The sequence below is a fragment of the Synechococcus sp. H55.2 genome (assembly GCF_047462495.1).
Classification (GTDB): Bacteria; Cyanobacteriota; Cyanobacteriia; order Thermostichales; family Thermostichaceae; genus Thermostichus.
Window position 1 is genome coordinate 1 of the sequence record NZ_JANSJH010000034.1, and the last position, 21,569, is coordinate 21,569.

At 60.0% G+C, this 21,569-nt stretch carries 16 protein-coding genes and 1 tRNA gene; 7 read left to right on the forward strand and 10 right to left on the reverse strand.

Annotation, left to right across the window (positions count from 1 at the left end):
- Window positions 1-287, reverse strand: a 287-nt coding sequence (locus NW844_RS05950; RefSeq protein ID WP_414334311.1) for a hypothetical protein, incomplete at its 3' end; no start/stop codon positions are given.
- Between the two features lie 502 nt (window positions 288-789).
- Here NW844_RS05950 and NW844_RS05955 point away from each other — a divergent pair.
- Window positions 790-1,008: a hypothetical protein gene (locus NW844_RS05955; RefSeq protein ID WP_414334313.1), complete on the forward strand. Its 219-nt coding sequence runs from the start codon at window positions 790-792 to the stop codon at window positions 1,006-1,008.
- Between the two features lie 142 nt (window positions 1,009-1,150).
- Here NW844_RS05955 and alaS read toward each other — a convergent pair whose 3' ends face one another.
- Entirely contained in the window at window positions 1,151-3,820 is a 2,670-nt protein-coding gene (gene alaS, locus NW844_RS05960; protein ID WP_414334315.1) for an alanine--tRNA ligase, read from the reverse strand.
- A 282-nt stretch (window positions 3,821-4,102) separates the two neighbouring features.
- Between alaS and NW844_RS05965 the strand changes: the two genes are divergently transcribed.
- Window positions 4,103-5,758 carry a protein kinase domain-containing protein gene (locus NW844_RS05965; protein WP_414334317.1) on the forward strand — a complete coding sequence of 552 codons (1,656 nt, stop codon included), beginning with the start codon at window positions 4,103-4,105 and terminating at the stop codon, window positions 5,756-5,758.
- A 43-nt stretch (window positions 5,759-5,801) separates the two neighbouring features.
- Here NW844_RS05965 and NW844_RS05970 read toward each other — a convergent pair whose 3' ends face one another.
- Window positions 5,802-6,290, reverse strand: coding sequence for a hypothetical protein (locus NW844_RS05970; protein ID WP_414334319.1), 489 nt, complete (start codon window positions 6,288-6,290; stop codon window positions 5,802-5,804).
- A gap of 49 nt (window positions 6,291-6,339) precedes the next feature.
- Between NW844_RS05970 and NW844_RS05975 the strand changes: the two genes are divergently transcribed.
- Window positions 6,340-6,413: transfer RNA gene (locus tag NW844_RS05975), tRNA-Asp, on the forward strand.
- 283 nt (window positions 6,414-6,696) lie between these two features.
- Here NW844_RS05975 and NW844_RS05980 read toward each other — a convergent pair.
- Entirely contained in the window at window positions 6,697-7,275 is a 579-nt protein-coding gene (locus NW844_RS05980) for a Uma2 family endonuclease (protein WP_414334321.1), read from the reverse strand.
- Window positions 7,276-7,437: 162 nt separating this feature from the next.
- On the opposite strand from NW844_RS05980, the gene NW844_RS05985 reads away from it, so the two are divergent.
- Window positions 7,438-7,620: a hypothetical protein gene (locus NW844_RS05985; protein ID WP_414334323.1), complete on the forward strand. Its 183-nt coding sequence runs from the start codon at window positions 7,438-7,440 to the stop codon at window positions 7,618-7,620.
- Here NW844_RS05985 and NW844_RS05990 read toward each other — a convergent pair.
- The 3 genes from NW844_RS05990 to NW844_RS06000 all read right to left on the reverse strand — a co-directional run bounded on the left by NW844_RS05990 (window position 7,582) and on the right by NW844_RS06000 (window position 9,855).
- Window positions 7,582-8,289, reverse strand: coding sequence for a type 1 glutamine amidotransferase (locus tag NW844_RS05990; RefSeq protein WP_414334324.1), 708 nt, complete (start codon window positions 8,287-8,289; stop codon window positions 7,582-7,584). The two genes, NW844_RS05985 and NW844_RS05990, sit on opposite strands and share 39 nt — an antisense overlap.
- Before the next feature lie 213 nt (window positions 8,290-8,502).
- The gene (locus NW844_RS05995) at window positions 8,503-9,447 is read right to left on the reverse strand and encodes an ADP-ribosylglycohydrolase family protein (RefSeq protein ID WP_414334326.1); all 945 of its coding nucleotides are present in this window, start codon (window positions 9,445-9,447) and stop codon (window positions 8,503-8,505) included.
- A 75-nt stretch (window positions 9,448-9,522) separates the two neighbouring features.
- Window positions 9,523-9,855 carry a hypothetical protein gene (locus NW844_RS06000; RefSeq protein ID WP_414334327.1) on the reverse strand — a complete coding sequence of 111 codons (333 nt, stop codon included), beginning with the start codon at window positions 9,853-9,855 and terminating at the stop codon, window positions 9,523-9,525.
- Window positions 9,856-10,029: 174 nt separating this feature from the next.
- Between NW844_RS06000 and NW844_RS06005 the strand changes: the two genes are divergently transcribed.
- Both NW844_RS06005 and NW844_RS06010 read left to right on the forward strand, forming a co-directional pair.
- Window positions 10,030-10,596 (forward strand): phage integrase N-terminal SAM-like domain-containing protein, encoded by a 567-nt coding sequence (locus NW844_RS06005; RefSeq protein WP_414334328.1) that lies wholly within the window; start codon window positions 10,030-10,032, stop codon window positions 10,594-10,596.
- Window positions 10,597-10,810: 214 nt separating this feature from the next.
- Window positions 10,811-14,773, forward strand: coding sequence for a magnesium chelatase subunit H (locus tag NW844_RS06010; protein WP_414334330.1), 3,963 nt, complete (start codon window positions 10,811-10,813; stop codon window positions 14,771-14,773).
- Between the two features lie 63 nt (window positions 14,774-14,836).
- On the opposite strand, the gene NW844_RS06015 is transcribed toward NW844_RS06010, so the two are convergent.
- From NW844_RS06015 to cphA, 3 genes are all read right to left on the reverse strand, one after another.
- Entirely contained in the window at window positions 14,837-15,688 is an 852-nt protein-coding gene (locus NW844_RS06015; protein WP_414334331.1) for a prepilin peptidase, read from the reverse strand.
- 89 nt (window positions 15,689-15,777) lie between these two features.
- Window positions 15,778-15,978, reverse strand: coding sequence for a hypothetical protein (locus tag NW844_RS06020; RefSeq protein WP_414330572.1), 201 nt, complete (start codon window positions 15,976-15,978; stop codon window positions 15,778-15,780).
- Between the two features lie 358 nt (window positions 15,979-16,336).
- Window positions 16,337-19,033, reverse strand: coding sequence for a cyanophycin synthetase (cphA, locus tag NW844_RS06025; protein ID WP_414334332.1), 2,697 nt, complete (start codon window positions 19,031-19,033; stop codon window positions 16,337-16,339).
- 276 nt (window positions 19,034-19,309) lie between these two features.
- Between cphA and NW844_RS06030 the strand changes: the two genes are divergently transcribed.
- The gene (locus NW844_RS06030) at window positions 19,310-21,565 is read left to right on the forward strand and encodes a ComEC/Rec2 family competence protein (protein WP_414334334.1); all 2,256 of its coding nucleotides are present in this window, start codon (window positions 19,310-19,312) and stop codon (window positions 21,563-21,565) included.
- Window positions 21,566-21,569: the final 4 nt, after the last annotated feature.

Genomic DNA, 21,569 nt, shown 5'->3' on the forward strand with positions numbered 1-21,569 from the left:
GTGAGAAAATCTACGTCGTTGCTGGCCAGAGCGGCATGGGCCAAAGCCACCTGAAGCTGTTGCGTGGGCTCAACCTGATAGCCTAGTTCCCGCAACCCCTCGTTGATGATCTCGGCCAAAAATAGCGAGTAAAAATTGGTCGAGGCAGCAGGCCGGATCACCTTACCCTCTGCCCCGGCTCTCCTCTGAGAAAAGACCGGCGATGAAGCTGGGGATCCCATTACAAAGGCCAACCCCAAACTCAACAGGACGGCAGAGCGGCCCAGCGAAAACAAACTCTTAACCATTGCCAAACAAGCTCCAAAGTGCAAGATGACACCGATGCGTCTTGGAATGCTTAACCCAGAGATTTCCAGTTTTTAACTGATTTTTAACCATCTCTTGACTTGCATTTTTGTTGATCGGCATCGCTGTGCTGAGCCGATCTTAACAGCTTTGCGATGCAGCCCTCAGACACGACAGGCAAGATTTGCATCAAGACTGTAAGCAGGAAGAATTTTTACTCAAAAGCTGGGTCTACAGCCCCGTCTTTTTGAGGATTGGGCCCATGTATGCAAAACAACCAAGTGGGGATCCCTCAGCAGCTTGAAGCACTGTCAAGTTGGGAAGGATTGGAAGCCGATCCATTCTCATTTGGGATGGCAGGATCCCCGGCTCTTTTCTGCGCGCCCAGAAGCGGCAACGGATGCGGGCTGGGTTGCGAGCTTGGCGTAGGGATCCCGTGGCTGCGGCAGAGCCTGGGGCAAGCTGGTATAAGATTTTCTTTCCCCGCCATCCCAGGTAGATAGCATGAAAGCACACGAGTTCTGGGCTCGCACCGACAGCCAAGGTCAACTGATTTTGCCTGTGCAGGCGCAGGAACAATTGCCCAAAAATCAACTTGTGCGGGTGCTGGTGTTGGTGGATGAGGGGGAGCCGGCAGATTCTTCACAAGAGCAGCAGCCCACCGCCTCATCAGACGAGGAGCATCTTGGGTACGGAGACACCGTTCCCTACGACGGCATTTAAGTTCACCTGAGTTCACCTCAAAGCGCGCTGTCAACAGAGGGGATCTTGGCCGGACAGCCGCCAGCGGTTCAGGTGGGAGACGCACCGCGAGCGCTCCGGGCCGCTTCCCTCCCCTCCGCCCTCTCTCAGGGGGAGAAGGAAGTTAAGAGCTCCGCCCCGCCGCCGCGATCAGCTCTGCTTGCAACCGTTCCTGGGCCGCCTGCAAAGCCTCTGCCAGTTTCTCCGGTTGCTTGCCACCGGCTTGGGCCAAGTTGGGCCGTCCGCCGCCGCCCCCCCCGGTGAGTTTGGCGATCTCGCCGATGAAGGAGCCTGCCTTCAGGCCAAGTTGCTGCACCGCCGGGCTAAAGGCGGCCACTAGGCTGACCTTGCCGGCTTCCGGCACCGAGCCCAGCACCACCGCCCCTTGCCCCAGCTTGTGGAGCAGATGCTCGGCGGCGGTTTTGAGGGCCTCGGCGGGGGTGGATCCCAGTTCCGCCACCAAGATCTTGAGATCTCCGACGGCAGCCGCCGCGGACAACAAACGTTCGGCCTGCAGCAAAGCCAACTGGCTGCGCACCTCCTCCAGCTCTTTTTGGGCGGCCTTCAGCTCCGCCTGCAGGGCGGCGACCCGCTCCGGCAGTTCCTGGGGCTTGGCCTTGAAATGGGCGCTCAGCTCCCGCACCACCTTGTCCCGCTCGTTCAGGTATTCCAGCACCGCCGGCCCGGCCACAGCCTCGATGCGACGGATCCCGGCAGCCACCCCGGTCTCGGCGATGATCTTAAACAGGCCGATCTCGGCGGTGTTGTTGACATGGGTGCCACCACACAGCTCCATCGAAACGCCCGGAAAGTCGATCACCCGCACCTCGGCGCCGTATTTTTCCCCGAACATGGCCACGGCTCCTTTGGCTTTGGCCTCCGTTAAGGGCATGATGGCCACCTGAGCCGCATGGGCCTCGGCAATCCAGGTGTTCACCAAGTTTTCAACCTGTTCCAGCTCCGCGGGGGTGACGGGTCGGGAGAGGGTGAAATCAAAGCGCAGCCGGTCAAAGGCCACCAGGGATCCCGCCTGGCTGATGGAGGGATCGACAATTTTTTTCAGGGCTGCCTGCAGCAGGTGGGTGGCGGTGTGGTGGGCCTGGGCGCGCCGCCGACAGGCCAAGTCGATCTGAGCTTGCACCGGATCCCCCACCCGCAGGATCCCGCGTTCTACCCGGCCAAAGTGAACAAACAGATCCCCTTGCTTTTGCACATCTTCCACGCGCACCAGCAAGCCGTCGCCGGAGAGGTAGCCACGGTCGCCGATTTGCCCGCCAGATTCGGCATAGAAAGGGGTGCGATCCAAGACAATCTGCACCGCTTGCCCTGCCTCCACTTGGGGCACCGATTTTCCTTCCACCAACAGGGCCTCGACCACGCCGCGGGCAGAAGATTGGCTGTAGCCCAAAAACTCTGTTTGGCTGAGAAAATCGGCCAGCTCGTCCAGGGATCCCTGGGCCGTCAGGTCGATGGTCTGGTGGGCGGCGCGGGCCCGCTGCCGCTGTTTCTCCATCTCTTGCTCAAAGCCCTCTAGATCCACGCTGAAGCCGCGTTCCTGGGCAATTTCTTGGGTCAGCTCCAGCGGGAAGCCGTAGGTATCGAAGAGCTTGAAAGCGTCGGCACCGGAGATCTGCTTTGGCGAGCCGCCGTTGCCAGGGGAAGATTCGACGGCAGCAAACAGATCCAGCAGCAGCCGTTCCCCCCGCTCCAGGGTCTTGAGAAATTGCTCCTCTTCCCGCTGCAGCTCGGTTTTGATCAGGGTTTCTCGCTCCCGCACCTGAGGATAGGCAGCCTCGGCCAACTGAATCGCGGTCTCTACCACCGGAATGGTAAAAGGCTCGCCGATCCCCAAGAGCCGCCCGTGGCGCACCATCCGCCGGATCAGCCGCCGCAGCACATAGCCCCGATCCACATTGGAAGGAAGCACCCCATCGGCAATCAAATGCATCACCGCCCGCGCGTGATCCCCGATCACCTTCAGGGAGATCTGCTGCTCCGGGTCGGCCTTGGCGTAGTTCAGCCCGGCGATCCCAGCCGCCGTTTGAATGATGGGAAAGATCAAGTCGGTCTCGTAGTTGTTGGGCACCCCCTGCAGCACCTGGGCCAGCCGCTCCAACCCCAGGCCGGTGTCAATGTTTTGCTTGGCCAGCGGCATCAGGCGACCTTCGCTATCCCGGTTCAGCTCCATGAACACCAGGTTGTAGATCTCCAGGAAGCGGGAGTCATCCTCCAAATCGATCCGCTCATCCCCCAGCTCCGGCTTGAAGTCGTAGTAGATCTCAGAACAAGGGCCGCAAGGGCCGGTGGGGCCGGCAGCCCAGAAATTGTCCGCCTCTCCCAGGCGCTGGATGCGGTGGGCCGGGATCCCTACTTCATCTCGCCAGAGGGCAAAAGCCTCTTCATCTTCGTGAAAGACGCTCACCACCAGCCGTTCCGGCGGCAGGCCGAACACCTCCGTCACCAGCTCCCAGGCCCAGACAATGGCCTCTTTTTTGAAGTAGTCGCCGAAGCTGAAGTTGCCCAGCATCTCGAAGAAGGTGTGGTGGCGTGCCGTTCGCCCCACATTCTCGATGTCGTTGGTGCGCACACATTTTTGGGCGGTTGTAACCCGCGGGTACTCTGGATCCCGATGTCCCAAAAAGATCGGCTTAAAGGGCAACATGCCGGCAATGGTCAGCAGCACCGTCGGATCTTCCGGCACCAGGGAAGCGCTGGGCAACACCTGATGGCCCCGCTGGGCGTAGAAGTCCAGAAACGTTTGCCGAATGGCAGCACCGGAAAGAGCTGGAAACATGACAGGGCAAGATGGGTGTATTTATCAATTCTAAGTTTTCTGCCTGCGGGGCAGTCTAGCCCTTGTTGTCTTGACCTTGTTTCCCCCGCCCTCATCCGCGGAAAACTAAGCGATTTCTCCGATTATCCCCAGGGGGGGCAGACGCTAGAATCAGCCTAGCTGAGGCAGTTGTGCAAAATTTGTTTCTCCTTGGTCTAACCTGTATGTATCTATCACAACTGGCCTGTCCAGTTCTCGGCTCTGTGTCGGTTGTCCGGATCGCCAGCCGGTAACCCCAAAGGTATGTCCAACTGCTACTGCCTTAACCCTGCCTGCTTGCAACCGGAAAACCCGGCCGACGCCTCCACCTGTGCCGCCTGTGGCCATCCCCTTCTGCTGCGCAACCGCTACCGGGCCTTCAAGCGCATCGGCCAGGGGGGATTTGGCGCTACTTTCTTGGCCCGCGATGAGGACATGCCTTCCAAACCTTGGCGGGTGATCAAGCAGTTGCGCCCGGTCGAGGGATCCCCGCAACTGGCCAAGTTGGCGGAGGAGCTGTTCAATCGCGAGGCCCAAGTGTTGGAGCGCCTCGGCGAACATTCCCAGATCCCCAAGCTCTACGCCCACTTCCAGGAAGGTGGCAAGTTCTACCTGGTGCAGGAATTTATCCAGGGCATTACCCTCTCGCAGGAAATGCGTCGCCATGGGCCCTTTTCGGAAGCACAGGCCCGGCAGGTGATGCAGGAGGTGCTGCTGATCCTCAGCTATGTCCACAGCCACAACACCGTTCACCGCGACATTAAGCCAGCCAACCTCATTCGCCGCAAGGAGGATCAGCGGCTGGTGTTGATCGACTTTGGAGCTGTGAAGGAGCTGGGGCCAGCCCAGGAGCAGACGGCGGAGGTGACTGCGATCCGCTCCCTTGGCTTTTCTCCCCCAGAGCAAGTGGCCGGCCAGGCGGTCGGTCCCTCCAGCGATCTCTACGCTCTGGCGGCTACCTGTATCAACCTGATGACGTTGCAATCTCCGGCCAGGTTTTATAACCATGAGACGGGGGAGTGGGATTGGTCGGATTGCCTACAGCTCAGCCCCGAATTCGACGCCATTTTGCACCGCATGTTGCAGCCGGCCATCAACCAGCGCTTTGCCACCGCTACCGAGGTTTTGCGGGCGTTGCAAGGGATCCCGGTGGAGAAGGTAGGCGGCCCCATCTCCCAGCCCATTGTGCTGTCCGACTCTCCCCTGTCTCCAGGCTCCTCGGTGATCTCCGGCTATTGGGCCAAGCACCGCTCCGGCGGTTTCTCGCCCACTCCTCTCCCTCAGTCCAGCGCGGGGGGAATGACGGGCGGCAGCCCGGTAGCCATCCCCTCTGAGTGGGGGAGCAGCACCGGTTTCGCCCAAGTGAGCCGAGCCAGCAGCATCACCAGCGGCGGGCGGATCAAGCCGGCCACTCCACCGCGGATCCCTTCCATGGCGGGGGCCGATCTGCGGGGAAAGTCCTTTGCCAACCAAAACTTAGCCGGTTACGATTTGCGCCAGGCTGATCTGCGTGGAGCCGATTTCTCAGGGGCCAACTTGCAGGGGGCGGATCTGCGCGGCATCCTCTTCAACACCCCTCAACCCTATTGGCTGCAGGTTTTGGGTCGACTGTCTGGATCGGCCAAGACGTTGGGAGGGATCCTGGCGGGCTTAGGGGGGCTGCTGGGCTCGGGTATCCTGGCCTTTTTGCTGGTCCGCCTGACCACGGGTGATTTGGTTTATGCGTTGGGAGCGGCTGGGATCGCTTTTTTGGTGGCCAGCTCGGTGCTCTGGTCTGTGACCGGTAGGGTTCGTTTGGCTCGCCATCCAGAAGACCAGAGCAAGCGCTTTACCAACTTTTGCAAAGCCGATCTGCGGGGGGCACGGATGGACGAGAAGCTGCGGAAGTTTGCCCGCCGACAGGGGGCCATCTTGAGTTGACAGGGGGTGGCAGAGCGGGGATCCGGCTTTGTGATAAGTGTCATCAAGCCGGGGAGGCCCCTCTGCGAAGGGATTGGTTGACCTGTTCTGTCAGAGCTCGGCAGGCCACGGTTTTGCCCTGCTGCCGATTCCCAACTTGGTCGTAAAAGACAATGCCATCAGCCCGGGAAAAGCCCAACGCCAAGAACAACAGCTCCAAAACCCCAAAAGACACAGTCTCCAACTCCGGCGCTCGCTCCCTCAGCTCCGCCAGGGTGGCCTGGGCGTCTTCCAGGTGGCCGAAAGCCGGGATCCACACATGGCTGACCGGTTCGCCTCCCGGCGAGGACTCTGTCTGGTCGGGCTTTTCTACCACCCGCACCGTCAGCCAGCCGCCATCGGGATAGCGCAAGGTGGTGTATTGCAGGTGATCCAGATGTTGGGCCACCTGGGTGAGCACATCCGCCACCTGTTGCATCACCGCTGCTGGGATCCCATTTTGCGGAGCGCTATCCACAAGGGCTGCGGCCTGCCCTGCCAGACTCACCACCATGATTGACAACAATCCTCATCCAGATTCAAAATAGATATTCGCAGCGATTGGGGCTGTAGTTCAATTGGTTAGAGCACCGCCCTGTCACGGCGGAAGTTGCGGGTTCGAGCCCCGTCAGCCCCGTACTCCTGAACACACTCTAACCTAGGAAGTTTCCTGCAGTCTCGTTATGGCCACGCAGCGCTGACCGCTCCCAGGCTCTTTTCCCTCGCTCGTAGGAGGGTGGCTGCATTCCCCCAAAGACCGGAAGCAGCGGGATGTTTTCCTTTGGAATGACCATGGGCAGGGCGTGTTGCAAACGGCATCGGCAATGTAGATAGGGCCATCGTAGGTTTGAATTGTGTCTGCGAGGAGCCGGTTCCCTTCCCGCTAGCGGGCCGTAGGCCCTAAACGTTGCAGGATGCAGCTAAGACCAGATCTGGCGGATGGGCAAGGTAAAGCCGGGTAGCACCTCTTCCCCTGAGAGAGTTTGCGGGTCTTCCAGCAATTCCGGCGCCTTCCCTGCCCGGTAGATCATCGCCCGCTTGCCCTTGGGATCCAGCAGCCATCCCAGCCGGCAGCCGTTGTCCATGTACTCCTGCATCTTGGCCTGGGTTTGAGTCCAAGAGTCGGTGGGCGAGAGGATCTCCACCACAAAATCGGGGCACAAGGGCAGAAAGCCCTGACGGGCTTCCGGATCCAAAGCTTCCCACTTCTCAATCGGGATCCAGGCTAAATCGGGAGAGCGGTCGCTGCCCGAAGGCAGAGAAAAGCCGGTGGAGGAATCAAATGTTTTGCCCCGGCCCGATTGCCGATTCCAAAGAGTTAGATCTGTGGTGATCTCGGCGCTCCAGTGGCCCGTTTCTCCCCCGGTTGGAGACATGATGACCAGCTCTCCTTGGGCAGTGCGTTCCAACTTCAGCTCAGGATTAGCGGCACAAAGCCGGATAAAATTCGCCCGCGTCAGGGTTATCAAAGGGCTTAAATTGAGCGTCAAAGTCGTCATGGCAGGAATTGGGCGTTTATTTGTCTATTGTCTATAAATTGCAGGGCGTTTTGCCTTGGAGACCGACAGGCGAGCTAGCGACCGGCCCTTTGTTCGCCAGCAAATTGGAGTAGACTGCTGCCGAGCAGGGGATCCTGAATCAAAAATTAAGCGACGACTTTTTTGAATCTTCGCCCCACGGGATCCCTGCCGCCACAGTTTCGGACTCACCTGGAGCCGAACTACCGCACCTCAGACCCGATGTACAAGCTCAACTTGGCCCTAGAAGAATTGCACCGCTACACCGCGGCCCCTGCTGAAGTGCCCCTAGAAGTGGTCGGTTCTGCCACGACTGCACAAGAATGAGAGCACCTCACCCATCAAACTGTTTATTGCTTGGTACTTTTCGGGTGGAGCTGCAAGAATGGCTGCCTCAGATTGCACATATGTAGATGGCAACAGTTCGTCGCGGCAGTGGGAGACAAGCTCTTGCGCCGCTTCTGGCGTGGTTTCCAAGTGAAACTGGAGGCCGATCACTGAGCGCCCAAGCTGAAAGGCCTGGTTCTCACAGCCTTCGCTCTTGGCAAGGTGAATTGCACCGGGTGGCAGCTCAAAAGTTTCCCCGTGCCAGTGGAAAACCTCAATTGAGGGCGAGAAGCGAAAGGTTAGCTCATCAGGGGGCTGTACCCCTTGTACCGGCCACCAACCTATTTCCTTAACGGGATTTGGAAACACTCGGCTACCCATTGCGCTGGCAATCAGTTGTGCCCCCAGACAGATGCCCAAAACCGACTTACCGGCCTCAATGGCATTGCGGATAAACCCCTTCTCCTGCACTAGCCAAGGAAACGCCCTTTCATCATTGGCGCTCATAGGGCCGCCCATGACGATGAGCATGTCAAATTCATCCAGGCTAGGCAATCTCGTCGATTCAAAAAACTTTGTGCCCGTTACCGGATATCCCTTGGCTTTGAGCCAGGACTCTATGTAGCCGAGACCCTCAAACGGCACATGTTGTAAGTAATAGGCACGCATACTGATTTCAATGACTAACACCGCAGTCCAGCATAGCTCCTGGGATTCCCTTGCTGGCAGTGCTTCCGGGATTAGAAGGTCAAGTTTCCCAAGGCTGAAGTTCTTCTCGATCTGCCGATTGCGTCATGCTTGGGGATCTCTAAGCTGTCACTGCTTCCGGTTTTATCTCTACTAGGAGTAAAGAGTAGACGAGATGGGATCCCTTCTCATCACTCACAAGCTGTTAGGGCTGGCAACATAACGGTATGCCGCTCTCTTCTTGCTCGCGCTGTACAGCCGGTCAGCGAGATCCGCAATTTCCAAATGTAACGCAAGCTGTTCTAGCCAGGCGACAGGAATTCCTTGTACACCATAGTACGCTCCTGCCACTTGCCCACATACCGCAGCGGTTGTGTCGGCATCGTCGCCTAGATTTGCCGCCATGAGAACCGCTTCCTCAAAACTGTGGGAACGAACGAAACACCACATCGCCGCTTCCAGACTGTCCACCACATACCCGGAGCCGCGTATCTCATCTTCCGGCTTTTGACAGTAGGCTCCACGGGCAATCGCAACGATCTTCTCGGCCCCCACGAATGTCTGGCTGTCACCCAGAGCAACCTCATCCTTTGAGCTACCAGATAACGCCCGACAAATGATCCGCGCCAAAAGACGACAAGCGTCTAGGCATTCCGCCGCACCGTGAGTAACTCGGGAACTCTCCGCTGCAAATCGTTCTGCTGCTTGCAGGTCCGGGAAGAAGAACATAGGAATCGGCGCTAACCGCATTATGCATCCATTGCCGGCTAAGCGCGGATCGCTTGACCCGGCAAAGGGGTTTCCTGTCTGGCGAAACCTGCGCAATGCAGAGGTGGTCGTAGAACCTATGTCGAAGCATGTCCCAGTACTGCTCAAGTAACCCGTCTCGGCCCACTTGCAATAACGCCTCATTTGATCATGAGCGTCGAACCCGTTGCACTCAACAAGGCTGGTTGCCAGGCAAAGCGCCATCGAAGTATCATCAGTCCACTGGCCTGCACGGAGATGGAATGGACCTCCACCGACCATATCCGTCAGCGGTGTAAAGCTTCCCCGTGGGCGAAACTCAACGGTAGTGCCGATAGCATCCCCAACGGCAAGACCGAGAAGACACCCGCGGAAACGGTCTTGTTGCTGCATCTGTGTTCTCCCAAGTGGGGTAACGTTTGAGCTCAGTCCGCGGCCCGTCAGGGCCGTCGCGCCTGCAGCGATGAGTTAGGAGTACTCAATATCTATTAAAACCTTTCCTTTACTACCAGCACCAACATTCACTTTTACCCCCTCAATGGGGACATCTAGATGGAAGCCTGCCTGCTCATCCATCATAATTTTCATCCGCTTTGCCCCGTGTTCTTTGCCCGCCTTGATTAAGTCAACGGCTACCTTCGATTGCTTCTCTACGGCTTTCCCAGGTTCTAGAAAATCGAAGACCTTATCAGCGATCCAAAAGAACGGAGCATAAATTTGGCCAAGAACAGGAATTTCAAGGAGATCTTTGATTGCGCTCCGAAAGCCATCTCTTGTTGTCAGGTCATAGTTGCTTTTCATAACTGGCACTTTGTCGGAAGGACTCCTATCAGTTGAACTCACCCGCCGTCAATGACTTAGAGTGCTGAAGATAGCCTAGCATCCAGTCGGGTGCAGTGATTTGTTATATTATGTAAATTTTTCGCTATTCGCCTCTACTACCCACCAACCCCAGCGCCCCCTCACCAACAACCTTTGGAGCAGGTCAGTGATGCTCTCCGAGTCAAGCACTACTCCTACCAGACTGAGAAATTTTATCTTCTCCGGATCCGTCGATATATCTTGTTTCACAACAAGCGACACCCCAAGGAGATGGGTGGCGAGCAGATCAATGCCTTCTTAACCCACTTAGCGGTGGAGGAGAGGGTGGCGGCGTCCACGCAGAACCAAGCTCTCAGTGCGCTGTTGTTCCTTTACCGAGAAGTTTTGCATCTGGAGCTAGACCTTGACCTAGACGCCGTACGAGCCATGCGCTCAAGCTATTTGCCTACGGTCTTAACCCCTGAGGAGGTCAAGGCTGTCATTGTGCATCTGTCTGGGATCTATCGCTTGGTGGTGCAGGTGCTGTATGGCAGTGGCTCGAGGTTGGCAGGAGCTCAGCAGCTCCGGGTTAAAGATGTGGATTTTGCCCAACGGCAACTGGCGATTCGCAATAGTAAAGGGATGGAGAGCCGGTTAACGATGCTGCCAGAAACCCTAGTGGAACCTTTGCAAGAACACTTGCCCTGGGTCAAGCGACAACATCAGCAGGACTTGGAATAAGGATACGGCTCTGTCTATATTGCCCTTTGCTTTGGAGCGCAAGTATCCCAAGGCAGAGCGGGAGTGGAGCTGGTAAATTGCGAATTGTTACATGTGTAACGGCTCTTAACGAACCCAGTTCCGTTTCTCTGGTAGAACGGGAAACAGGCGCTAGGGAAGAATGCCCATTCCCGGCCCACTTGCTTTTTTGCATTGCACAAGGGAGAGCGACTGCATGTTTACTCTGGTTAAGCCCATCACCCGCCACGTAACCCCTGCTGAGCTGGGGGGGCGCCGACTGATGAAGGTGGTGTACGTGGTGTTGGAGCCGCAGTATCAGAGTGCCCTGACGGCGGCGGTGCAGCGCATCAATGCCCAGAACCCCAAGCTGGCGGTGGAGCTGTCTGGTTACTTGGTGGAGGAGCTGCGGGATCCCGCGGGGTATGAGGCTTTCCGGCGGGATCTGGAGACGGCCAATGTCTTTATCGGCTCCTTGATCTTCATTGAGGACATTGCCCAGAAGGTGGTACAGGCAGTAGAACCCCTGCGGGAGCGGCTGGATGCGGTGGTGGTGTTCCCCTCCATGCCAGAGGTGATGCGCCTTAATAAGCTGGGATCCTTTTCCATGGCGCAACTGGGCCAATCCAAGAGCGCCATTGCCCAGTTCATGCGCAAGCGCCAACAGGGATCCAACTTCCAAGAGGGGATGCTGAAGCTGCTGCAGACGCTGCCCAAGGTGTTGAAGTACCTGCCCTTTGACAAGGCCCAGGATGCCCGCAACTTCATGCTCAGCTTCCAGTACTGGCTGGGCGGATCCCGCGAGAACCTGGAGAACTTTTTGCTGATGCTGGCGGATCGCTACCTGCCGGGGATGCGGGATCAGGTTAAGTTTGCCGAGCCGGTCACCTATTTGGAGATGGGCATTTGGCACCCGCTGGCGCCGCAGATGTTTGCCAGCCTGGCGGAGTATTGGGATTGGTACAACGCCCGCGAGGATCTGCCAGAAGACGTGAAGGATCCCCTGGCCCCCTGTGTGGGGCTGGTGCTGCAGCGCACCCACCTGGTGACGGGGGACGATGCCCACTACGTGGCCATGGTGCAAGAGCTGGAGTCGCGCGGGGCGCGGGTGGTGCCGGTGTTTGCCGGCGGCTTGGACTTTTCCAAGCCGGTGAACGAGTTTTTCTGGAACGAGCAGAAGACGACGCCAATTGTGGATGTGGTGGTGTCGCTGACGGGGTTTGCCCTGGTGGGCGGGCCGGCGCGGCAGGATCACCCCAAAGCCGTGGAGGCGCTGCAACGGCTCAATCGCCCCTACATGGTGGCGCTGCCCTTGGTGTTTCAATCCACAGAGGAATGGGCCACTAGTGACTTGGGCCTACACCCGGTGCAGGTGGCGCTGCAGATTGCCATCCCTGAGCTGGACGGGGCCATCGATCCCATCATCCTCTCGGGGCGGGACGCGGCCACCGGCAAGGCCCATGCTCTACAGGATCGGATTGAGCTGATCGCGGCGCGGGCCATCAAGTGGGCCAATCTGCGGCGTAAGCCCAAGCTGGAGAAGAAAATTGCCATCACCGTCTTCAGCTTCCCGCCGGACAAGGGCAATGTGGGGACGGCGGCCTACTTAGATGTGTTTGCTTCCATCCACCGCGTCATGCAGGCGCTGGCCCACAACGGCTATGACCTGGGGCCAGAGCTGCCCAAAACGCCGCAGGAGTTGATGGAGGCCATCCTGCACGATGCCCAGGCCCAGTACGCCAGCCCGGAGCTGAACGTGGCTGCCAAGCTGTCGGTGCGGGAATACGAGGCCCTGACGCCCTATGTCAAAGCCATTGAAAAATATTGGGGGCCAGCGCCGGGGCACCTGAACACCGACGGGCAGAATCTGCTCATCTACGGCAAGCACTTTGGCAACGTGTTCATCGGGGTGCAGCCCACTTTTGGCTACGAAGGGGATCCCATGCGGCTGCTCTTTTCCAGGTCGGCCAGCCCCCACCACGGTTTTGCCGCCTACTACACCTATTTGGAGAAAGTTTGGGGAGCCGATGCGGTGCTGCACTTTGGCACCCATGGCTCTTTGGAGTTCATGCCGGGCAAGCAGATCGGCATGTCGGGCGAGTGCTACCCGGATAATTTGATTGGATCCCTGCCCAACTTGTACTACTACGCGGCCAACAACCCCAGCGAGGCCACCATCGCCAAGCGGCGCGGCTACGCCTGCACCATCAGCTACTTGACGCCGCCGGCAGAAAATGCCGGCCTCTACAAGGGGTTGCAGGAGCTGCGGGAGTTGATTGGCTCTTACCAAACCCTGCGGGAGGGGGCACGGGGCATTGCCATTGTCAACGCCATCTGTGACAAGGCGCGCCTGGTCAACCTGGACAAGGACGTGGAGCTGCCGACGGTGGATGCCGGCCAGCTCACCCTGGAAGAACGGGACACGGTGGTGGGCCAGCTCTACGCCAAGCTAATGGAGATCGAGTCGCGGCTGTTGCCCTGTGGGCTGCATGTGATCGGGGCGCCCCCTACCGCAGAGGAAGCCATCGCCACCCTGGTCAGCATCGCCAGCATCGACCGCCCAGAAGAAGGGATCCTTGGCCTGCCGCGCATTATTGCCCAGAGCCTGGGCCGGGATATCGACGAGATCTACCGCAACCGGGATCGGGGGCACCTGGCGGATACGGAGCTGCTGGATCGCATCAACAAGGCCTGCCACAAGGCAGTGGCGGCCCTGGTGCAGGAGCAAACCGACGCCCAGGGGCGGGTCTCCAGGGTAGCTAAGCTCAACTTCTTCAACATGGGGCGGCAGGCGCCCTGGCTGGTGGCCCTCAAGGAGGCGGGCTATCCCCAGGTGGATGCAGAGCTGCTCAAGCCTCTGTTTGAGTTTTTGGAAGAGTGCCTTAAGCAAATTACGGCTGACTACGAGCTGGGATCGCTGCTGCGGGCCTTGGAAGGGGAGTACATCCTGCCGGGGCCGGGCGGGGATCCCATCCGCAACCCCAATGTGTTGCCGACGGGGCGCAACATCCATGCTTTGGATCCCCAGTCCATCCCCACGGCAGCGGCCATCAAGTCGGCGGAGATCGTGGTGGAGCGGCTGCTGGCCCGCGAGTTGAGCGCCAACGGCGGCAGGTACCCGGAAACCATCTCGGTGGTGCTCTGGGGCACGGACAACATCAAGACCTATGGGGAATCGCTAGCCCAGGTGCTGTGTTTGCTGGGGGTGCGTCCCAAGCCGGATGCCCTGGGGCGGGTGAACAAGGTGGAGCTGATCCCTCTGGCGGAGCTGGGGCGGCCCCGCATCGACGTGGTGGTCAACTGCTCGGGGGTGTTCCGGGATCTGTTTGTCAACCAAATGGCTCTCCTCGACCGGGCGGTGAAGCTGGCGGCCTTGGCCGACGAGCCGCTGGAGCTGAACTTTGTGCGCAAGCACGCCCTACAGCAGGCCAAGGAGCTGGGGCTGACGCTGGAGCAGGCAGCAACGCGGGTCTTTTCCAACGCTTCCGGCTCCTACTCGGCCAACATCAACCTGGCGGTGGAAAACAGCTCCTGGGAAGACGAGAGCGAGCTGCGGGAGATGTATCTATCCCGCAAGTCCTTTGCCTTCGGCTCCAATCTGCCCAACCAGCAGATGCGGCAGCTTTTTGAGGCCAGCCTGAAAACGGTGGACGTTACCTTCCAGAATCTGGATTCCTCGGAGATCAGCCTGACGGATGTCAGCCACTACTTCGACTCGGATCCCACCAAGCTGGTGCAGAGCCTGCGCCCGGACGGCAAGGCCCCCTCGGCCTACATGGCGGATACCACCACGCCCAACGCCCAGATCCGCACCCTGAGCGAGACGATCCGCCTTGATGCTCGCACCAAGCTGCTCAACCCCAAGTGGTATGAGGGCATGCTCAAGCACGGCTACGAAGGGGTGCGGGAGATCGCCAAGCGGCTGGTGAACACCTCCGGCTGGTCGGCCACGGCAGGCGCGGTGGACAACTGGATCTACGAGGAAACCAACGAGACCTTCATCAAGGACGAGGCGATGCGGCAGCGGCTGATGAACCTCAACCCCCACTCCTTCCGGCGCATCGTCGGATCCCTGTTGGAGGTGCACGGGCGTGGCTACTGGCAGACTTCCCAGGCCAATATTGAGCGCCTGCAGGAGCTGTACCAAGAAGTGGAAGACCGGATCGAGGGGGTGGAATAGGGGCCAAAGGGGATCCCTGCCGATCGTTGGCGCCGTTGCCACTGGAAGAGGGGTGCGGGAGTTCTACCCCAGCAAACCCGACCAGTGCAGGTAGGCTTCCACCAGGGGGGATCCCGCCAAGGCGGCCACGGCACCGCCCAGAGCCAAGTAGGGGCCGAAGGGGATGGGTTTGCCCAGGCGGGCCTTTCCTTTGGTCATGGCCAGCAGGCTGCCCAGCAAGCCGAAGCCGGAACCCAAAAGGAGAGTCACCACGACTCCTTGCCAGCCCAGCCACATGCCGATCAGAGCCAGCAGCTTGCCATCTCCTCCGCCCATGGCCTCCCGCTGCAAAACCCAGCGGGCAACAAAGCCAATGCCCTCCAGCAACCAAATGCCCAATACGGCCCCCGCGATCCCGGCCACCAGCGACAGGCCCATGGCCGCCAGGGATCCGGATCCTTCCAGCCAGGGCAGCGCCAAGCGGGCCAGCAGCCCCGCCACCAAGCCGGAGCGGGTGAGCGCTTCCGGCAGCAAGAACGTGTCCAGATCAACCAGCGCCAGGGCCAGCAGCCAGCCCAACAAGACACAGGTGAGGATCCCGCGGGGGGAAAAACCCAAGATGGCGATGCTGAGGCCAAACAGCCCCAGGGTCAAGGCTTCAACGGCAGGGTAGCGCCAGCTAATCTGCGCACCGCAGTGGCGGCAGCGGCCCCGCAGCAGGAACCAGCCCAGAATGGGGATGTTCTCCGTCGGGCCCAGCGGTGTTTTGCAGTGGGGACAATGGGATCCAGGATAGAGCAGAGAGAGGCCCCGCGGCAGGCGATAGACTACCACATTGAGAAAGCTGCCCACACAGGCTCCTAGCACCAACACCAGCACCCAGCCCAACAGGCGCAGCTCCCAGATGCCGTTCGCGTCGGCGTTGCTCAGCCACATTGCGCAAGCGCTGCGTAGCAGGAGAGAAGGTTGAGCATGGCAACCACTTCAAAAGGGCAGGAGAAGAACGGGAGAGGAGCCCTTCTGCCTCACCGCAGCGGCTCCAACTGCTGCAGCGGAATAAAGGTTTCTTGGGGCAGCAGAATGGGAAACTCAGAAAAGATCAGATCCCCTCTCAGGGTACGGCGGTGGATGACCACACCCCGCGGCGGCTGCTCCAGCACCTCCGGTCGATGCTGGAGATGAAATTGATAGATCTGACGAGCTGCTTGCAGCAACGCGCTGTCCATGTGCGGTTTCCCTACCTTGCGAAGCCCACTATTACCCTAACGATGTTCCCAAAGTCGCTTGGGATCCCTAACGTTCTGTCCGCCCTCTTTGAGCTTTTTTAGAAACGCTTAAGGTTCCTTAAAAGAGCCTTAAAAAGCGAGGATCCCTTGAACCGTTCGCACAAACGGAATGGAGTCTCTACACCTGCTCCTCCCCAAAAGACAAGCTGAGCCAGCCTGGCCCTGGCAAGCCTAAACCCAGGATATCGCCGCCGGGGGGTTATGGGCCATCTCCGCCCACTCAATTCCCAATACTCTTTAGGGAACGGGGGCATGCTTCTGGCAACCATGAAGCATTCTGGAGTTGTCGGCAGCCGGCTTAAGACGGTTTGCCCTCAGGGCTGGGGGAGATCAAGTTTGGGCCCATGCTGTAGGAAGAGCCACGGTAACTGGGTTTGGGGTTAAGCTTGTCTTGGAAGCGGGTGATGATCTGGATGGTGCGCTGCACGTCTGCCGGAAAGATCACCACCAGGTCTCCGGGTTCGGCCTTTTCCAAAGCAGTTTCGATGGCAGTTGCCTCATCCAGGATCTCCTGCAAGCGATCCCCTGCCTTTTCCTGTTCCCAACCCTGCCGGATCAGAGCGGCCACTTCGCCTGGCTCCCGTCCCCGCCGGTCATCATCTTCTTTGACGATGGCTCGGTCGAACATCCGCGCCGCCAGGACTCCCAACTCTCTCAGATCGCTGTTGCGCCGATCCCCGGGGCCGCCAATCACGCCAATCTTCCGCTGACAATCCCAGCGTTCCAGGGTGCTCTGAATGGCCTCGTAGCCTGCCGGGTTGTGGGCGTAGTCCACCAACACCTGGTAGCCGCCCACATCGAACAAGTTGAGCCGACCGGGGGTTTGAGCCACAGAACTGGTAAAGGTGCCCAGTGCCATGCGGATGTCGTCGATGGAAACCCCGTGCAGGAAGGCGGCCAGGGTGGCGGCCAGGGCATTTTGGATCATGAAGCTGGCCTTGCCGGAGAGGGTGAGGGGAATGTTGGTTACATCTTCGATGCGCAGTTTCCAGCCCCGTTTCAAAATCGAGATGTGACCCTCTTCATAAACAGCCGCTGTGCCCCCGGAAGCAATGTGCTTTTGAATGAGGGGATTCTCCGGGTTCATGCTGAAATAGGCCACCGTCGCCTTGACGTTGGCGGCCATGGCGGCCACCAGGCCGTCGTCGGCATTTAAGACGGCGTAGCCCCGCTCGTGTACCGCCTCCACCAAAACCGATTTGACGCGGGCCATGTCTTCCAGGGTTTCGATGTCCCCCAGCCCCAGGTGATCTGAGGTTACGTTGAGCACCACGCCAATGTCGCATTCCGGGAACCCCAAACCCTCCCGCAAGATACCGCCCCGTGCCGTTTCCAGCACCGCCACTTCTACGGTGGGATCCCGCAGTACCAGGCGGGCGCTGTGGGGGCCGGTCATGTCTCCCTTGGCAATTTGATGGTTTTGAATGTAAACGCCGTCGGTGGTGGTAAAGCCGACCCGCTTGCCGATACCTTTGAGGATGTGGGCGATCAGGCGGGTAGTGGTGGTTTTGCCGTTAGTGCCGGTGACGGCCAGGATGGGGATACGGGTGTGGCTGCCGGGGGGAAAGAGCATGTCGATGATGGGCTCGGCCACATTGCGCGGGATCCCTTCGCTGGGGGCCAGGTGCATACGCAAACCCGGAGAGGCGTTCACTTCGACGATGCCGCCGCCGGTTTCGTTGACGGGCTGGGCGATGTCCGGGCAGATGAGGTCGATGCCCGCCACATCCAGGCCGATGATCTGAGCTGCCCGCTCGGCAATAAAGGCATTGTAGGGGTGGATGATATCGGTGCAATCGACGGCAATGCCGCCGGTGCTCAGGTTGGCCGTGGACTTGAGGGTGCAATGCTCTCCTTCGGGCAGCACGGTATCCAGGGTGTAGCCTTTGCTCTCCAGGATGCGCAGGGTCATGTCGTCAACGCTGATCTGGGTCAGCACGTTTTCGTGACCAAACCCCCGCCGCGGATCCCGGTTGACCGCATCGATCAACTCTTGAATGGTGGAGCGGCCATCCCCCACTACATGGGCTGGGATCCGTTTGGCCACGGCCACCAGTTTGTTGTTGATCACCAGCAGGCGGTAGTCATCCCCCACCAGGTGTTGTTCCACCAACACCACATCGGAGTACTGGCTGGCCGCATCGTAGGCGATCTCGGCGGCCTCCAAGCTGGTGATGTTGACGGTGATGCCCTTGCCATGGTTGGCGTTGAGGGGCTTGATCACCACCGGAAAGCCCCCCACATCCTCGATAGTGGCCGCCAACTCGCTGCGACGCCGCACGGTGTAGCCCTTGGGCACCGGGATCCCCATGTCTTGCAGCAGTTCTTTGGTGGCCCGTTTGTCGGCGGCCAGGTCGGCGGCAATGATGCTGGTTTTTTCGGTGGTGGTGGCTTCGATGCGCTTTTGGTAGACTCCGTACCCCAGTTGCACCAGGGATCCCTTGTTAAGGCGGAGATAGGGGATGCCGCGCAGGGCGGCCTCATCCAGCAGAGCTTGGGTGCTGGGACCGAAGCGGACGTTTTCTCGGATCTCTCGCAACTCTTGGATGTCCAGCTCCAGGTCGCGGCGGTAGTCTTCTCCATCCACCAAGGCCTGACAGAGATACACTGCAGCTTTGGCGGCAAAGCGCCCGGCTTCTGCCTCCTGATACTCAAAGACGACGTTGTAGGTGCCGGGGGTGGAGGTTTCGCGGGTGCGGCCAAAATCCACTTTCATGCCGGCCAGGGTCTGCAGTTCCAAAGCCACATGCTCCACCACATGGCCCATGAGGGTACCCTCTTCCACCCGTTGCAAGAATCCCCCATAGCAGCCGCGGGAGCACTGATGTTCCCACAGTCCCGGCAACAAGGTCTGCAACCTTTCTTTAAAACCCGGAATGGTGTTGGTGGGGCGCTCCCGCAGGTCTTCCAGATCGAGCCGCATTTGGATCAGCTTGTGACGACGGATGCTCCAGTAGTTGGGGCCACTGAGAACGCGGATGGATCGAATGCGCATAGGGTTCAAGGAAAACGGTAGAGAGGGGAACAGACGACTGCTGCTTATCTGAGAAGGTTGGCTCGGGGAACTTCCTCGGCATCTGCGAGCCCTACCTGGTGCTGCAAAGCACTTGAACAGCTCGCCACGCGAACAGCCCTAATCTACACTCCCTTTGCCAGGGGCGAGAAAGAGTATCCTTTAATACGATTTTTTGGCAGGCGAGCAAGGTTAAGACAACGCCATGGATCCCGCCTGAGCGGGACAGTACAGTGGGGGCAAACGTGCCGCGGAAACATGGAAAGAACCTATCTGCTGGGGCTGGGCTGGATCCTGGGCCTGTTGCTGCGGGCCTGGCCGGCGGTGAGCGGCTGGGGCTGGGGGATCCCGCTGGGGCTGGGATTGGTGGGATCCCTGGGGTGGCGGCGACGACCGCGTTTGGCCCGCACCTGGCTGGCGATGGGTCTGGTGGGCTGCCTGGCCTGGGCCTACCTGGGCTGGCGGCAGCCGGTTCCCGGCCCGACGGATATTAGCCTGCTGGCCCCACAGCCGCAGATGAGCCTGGTGGGCACCGTTCTTGCGGAGCCCCGTCCCACCCGCAGCGAGCGGCGGCAGTTTTGGCTTGAGGCGGAGCAGGTGTTGGAGGCCAACTCCACCGCTCGCCAGGTGAGCGGCAAGCTCTACGTCACTGCCAGCCCTGAAGCTCTCCCAAGCCAGGATCTCCATCCCAACCAGCGGGTGCGCCTGACGGGATCCCTCTACCTTCCCAGTCCAGCCCTGAACCCAGGCAGCTTTGATTTTCAGGTCTATCTGCAGCGGCAGGGGGCTTTTGCGGGGTTCAGCGCTCGCGAGGTGATTCCCCAACCGGGCGGGAGGGGCTGGGGAGGTTGGGTGTTGCGGCGGCGGGTGCGGGAGGCGTTCATTGCCGGGCTGGGGGAGCGGCAGGGGAACCTCTTGGCTTCCCTGGTGCTGGGATCCCGCGCTGCTCAACTGGACTTTGATTTGCAGGATGCCTTTCGAGAAGTTGGCCTGGCCCACGTCCTGGCGGCCTCTGGGTTTCACGTGTCGCTGCTGGTGGGGGTGGTGTTCGTCCTGACGCGGCGGCTGCCGGTGCGCCTGCAGCAAGGGATCCTCCTGGCGGTCTTGGGGATTTACCTCACCTTGACGGGGTTTACGCCTTCGGTGCTGCGGGCGGCGGTGATGGGGGTGGCGGCCATGCTGGTACTGACGGAGCCCAGACTGGAAGGAAAAGTCAGGCTTAACCCCCTGGGGACGCTGCTGGTGGCGGCAGTTTTGCTCTTGATCTACCAGCCCCTGTGGATTACGGACTTGGGGTTTCAGCTTAGCTTTGCCGCCACCTTGGGGCTGCTGGTGGGGACGGCGCCGATCGTGTCCCGGCTGGACTTTTTGCCGCCGGCGGTGGCTACCGCTCTGGCCGTTCCGCTGGCCGCCCAGATCTGGACCCTGCCGCTACAGGTGGTTATCTTTGGCCGCATCCCCACCTACTCGCTGCTGGCCAACCCGCTGCTATTGCTTCTAGTAGTGCCGCTGCTGGTGGCAGGGTTTGGGGCGGCCCTGGTGGCCTTGATCTGGCCGGGGCTGGGATCCCTGCTGGCCCGGCCCTTGACGTTTTTGCTCACGCCTTTGATTAACTGGGTGAGCTGGATGGCCGGCTGGCCCCTAAGCTCCTACTACACCGGCAGGGTCTCGTTGCTGCAGTGCCTGCTCCTCTACGGGGCGCTGGTGGCCCTGACCTTTTGGCCCCGCTGGCGGCGGGCTTTCCGCTGGCAGGGTACTGCTCTGGTTATGGCTGCCATCCTGCTGGGGCCAAGGCTGTGGCCGGGGCCGCCAGTTCAGATCACGGCTTTGGCCAGTGGCCGTATCCCCATCCTGGCCATCCAAGCCGAAGGACGCCATCTCTTACTGAACAGCGGCGATCCCCGCTTGGCCGAGCGCACGGTGCTGCCCTTTTTGCGGCAGCAGGGCCTGCGCCGTCTGGAGGGGGCGGTGGCCATGACCTCTGCCGGCTCGGCCAATGGGGGCTGGGAGATCCTGCTTTCGGCTTTCTCCATCGGGCAGTTCTGGGATGGGGGCGGCGTCAATGCCGCCTCGGACAGCTACCTGCGCTCCCTCAGCGCCGTGCAAGCAGCCGGGATCCCCTATCAAGTCTTGCGGCCTGCGGATTGGATCCCTTTTTCGGAGCGGCTGAAGCTGCAGGCTGTCCACACCAACCCCCTGGTGTTGACCCTGGAGGCGGAGGGATCCCGTTGGCTGCTCTTGGGATCCGCCGGCACCAACGTCCAGGCTGAGCTGACCGGATCCCCCCTGCTGCCGGCCCAGATCGACTGGCTGTGGTGGGATGGGGGATCCGTGATCCTGGACTTGCTGGAGCGCTTTCAGGTGCAGGCGGGCATCAGCTCCGGCCCTGTTGGCGAGGCAGTAGCCACCTGGTTTCGGCAAAAGCAGCGGCCCCTCTACATCGCCGATCGCGTTGGAGCAGTGAGCTGGTCGCGGCGGGGCGTGCAAACCCTGAGGGCGCAACTGGACGGATAGGTGG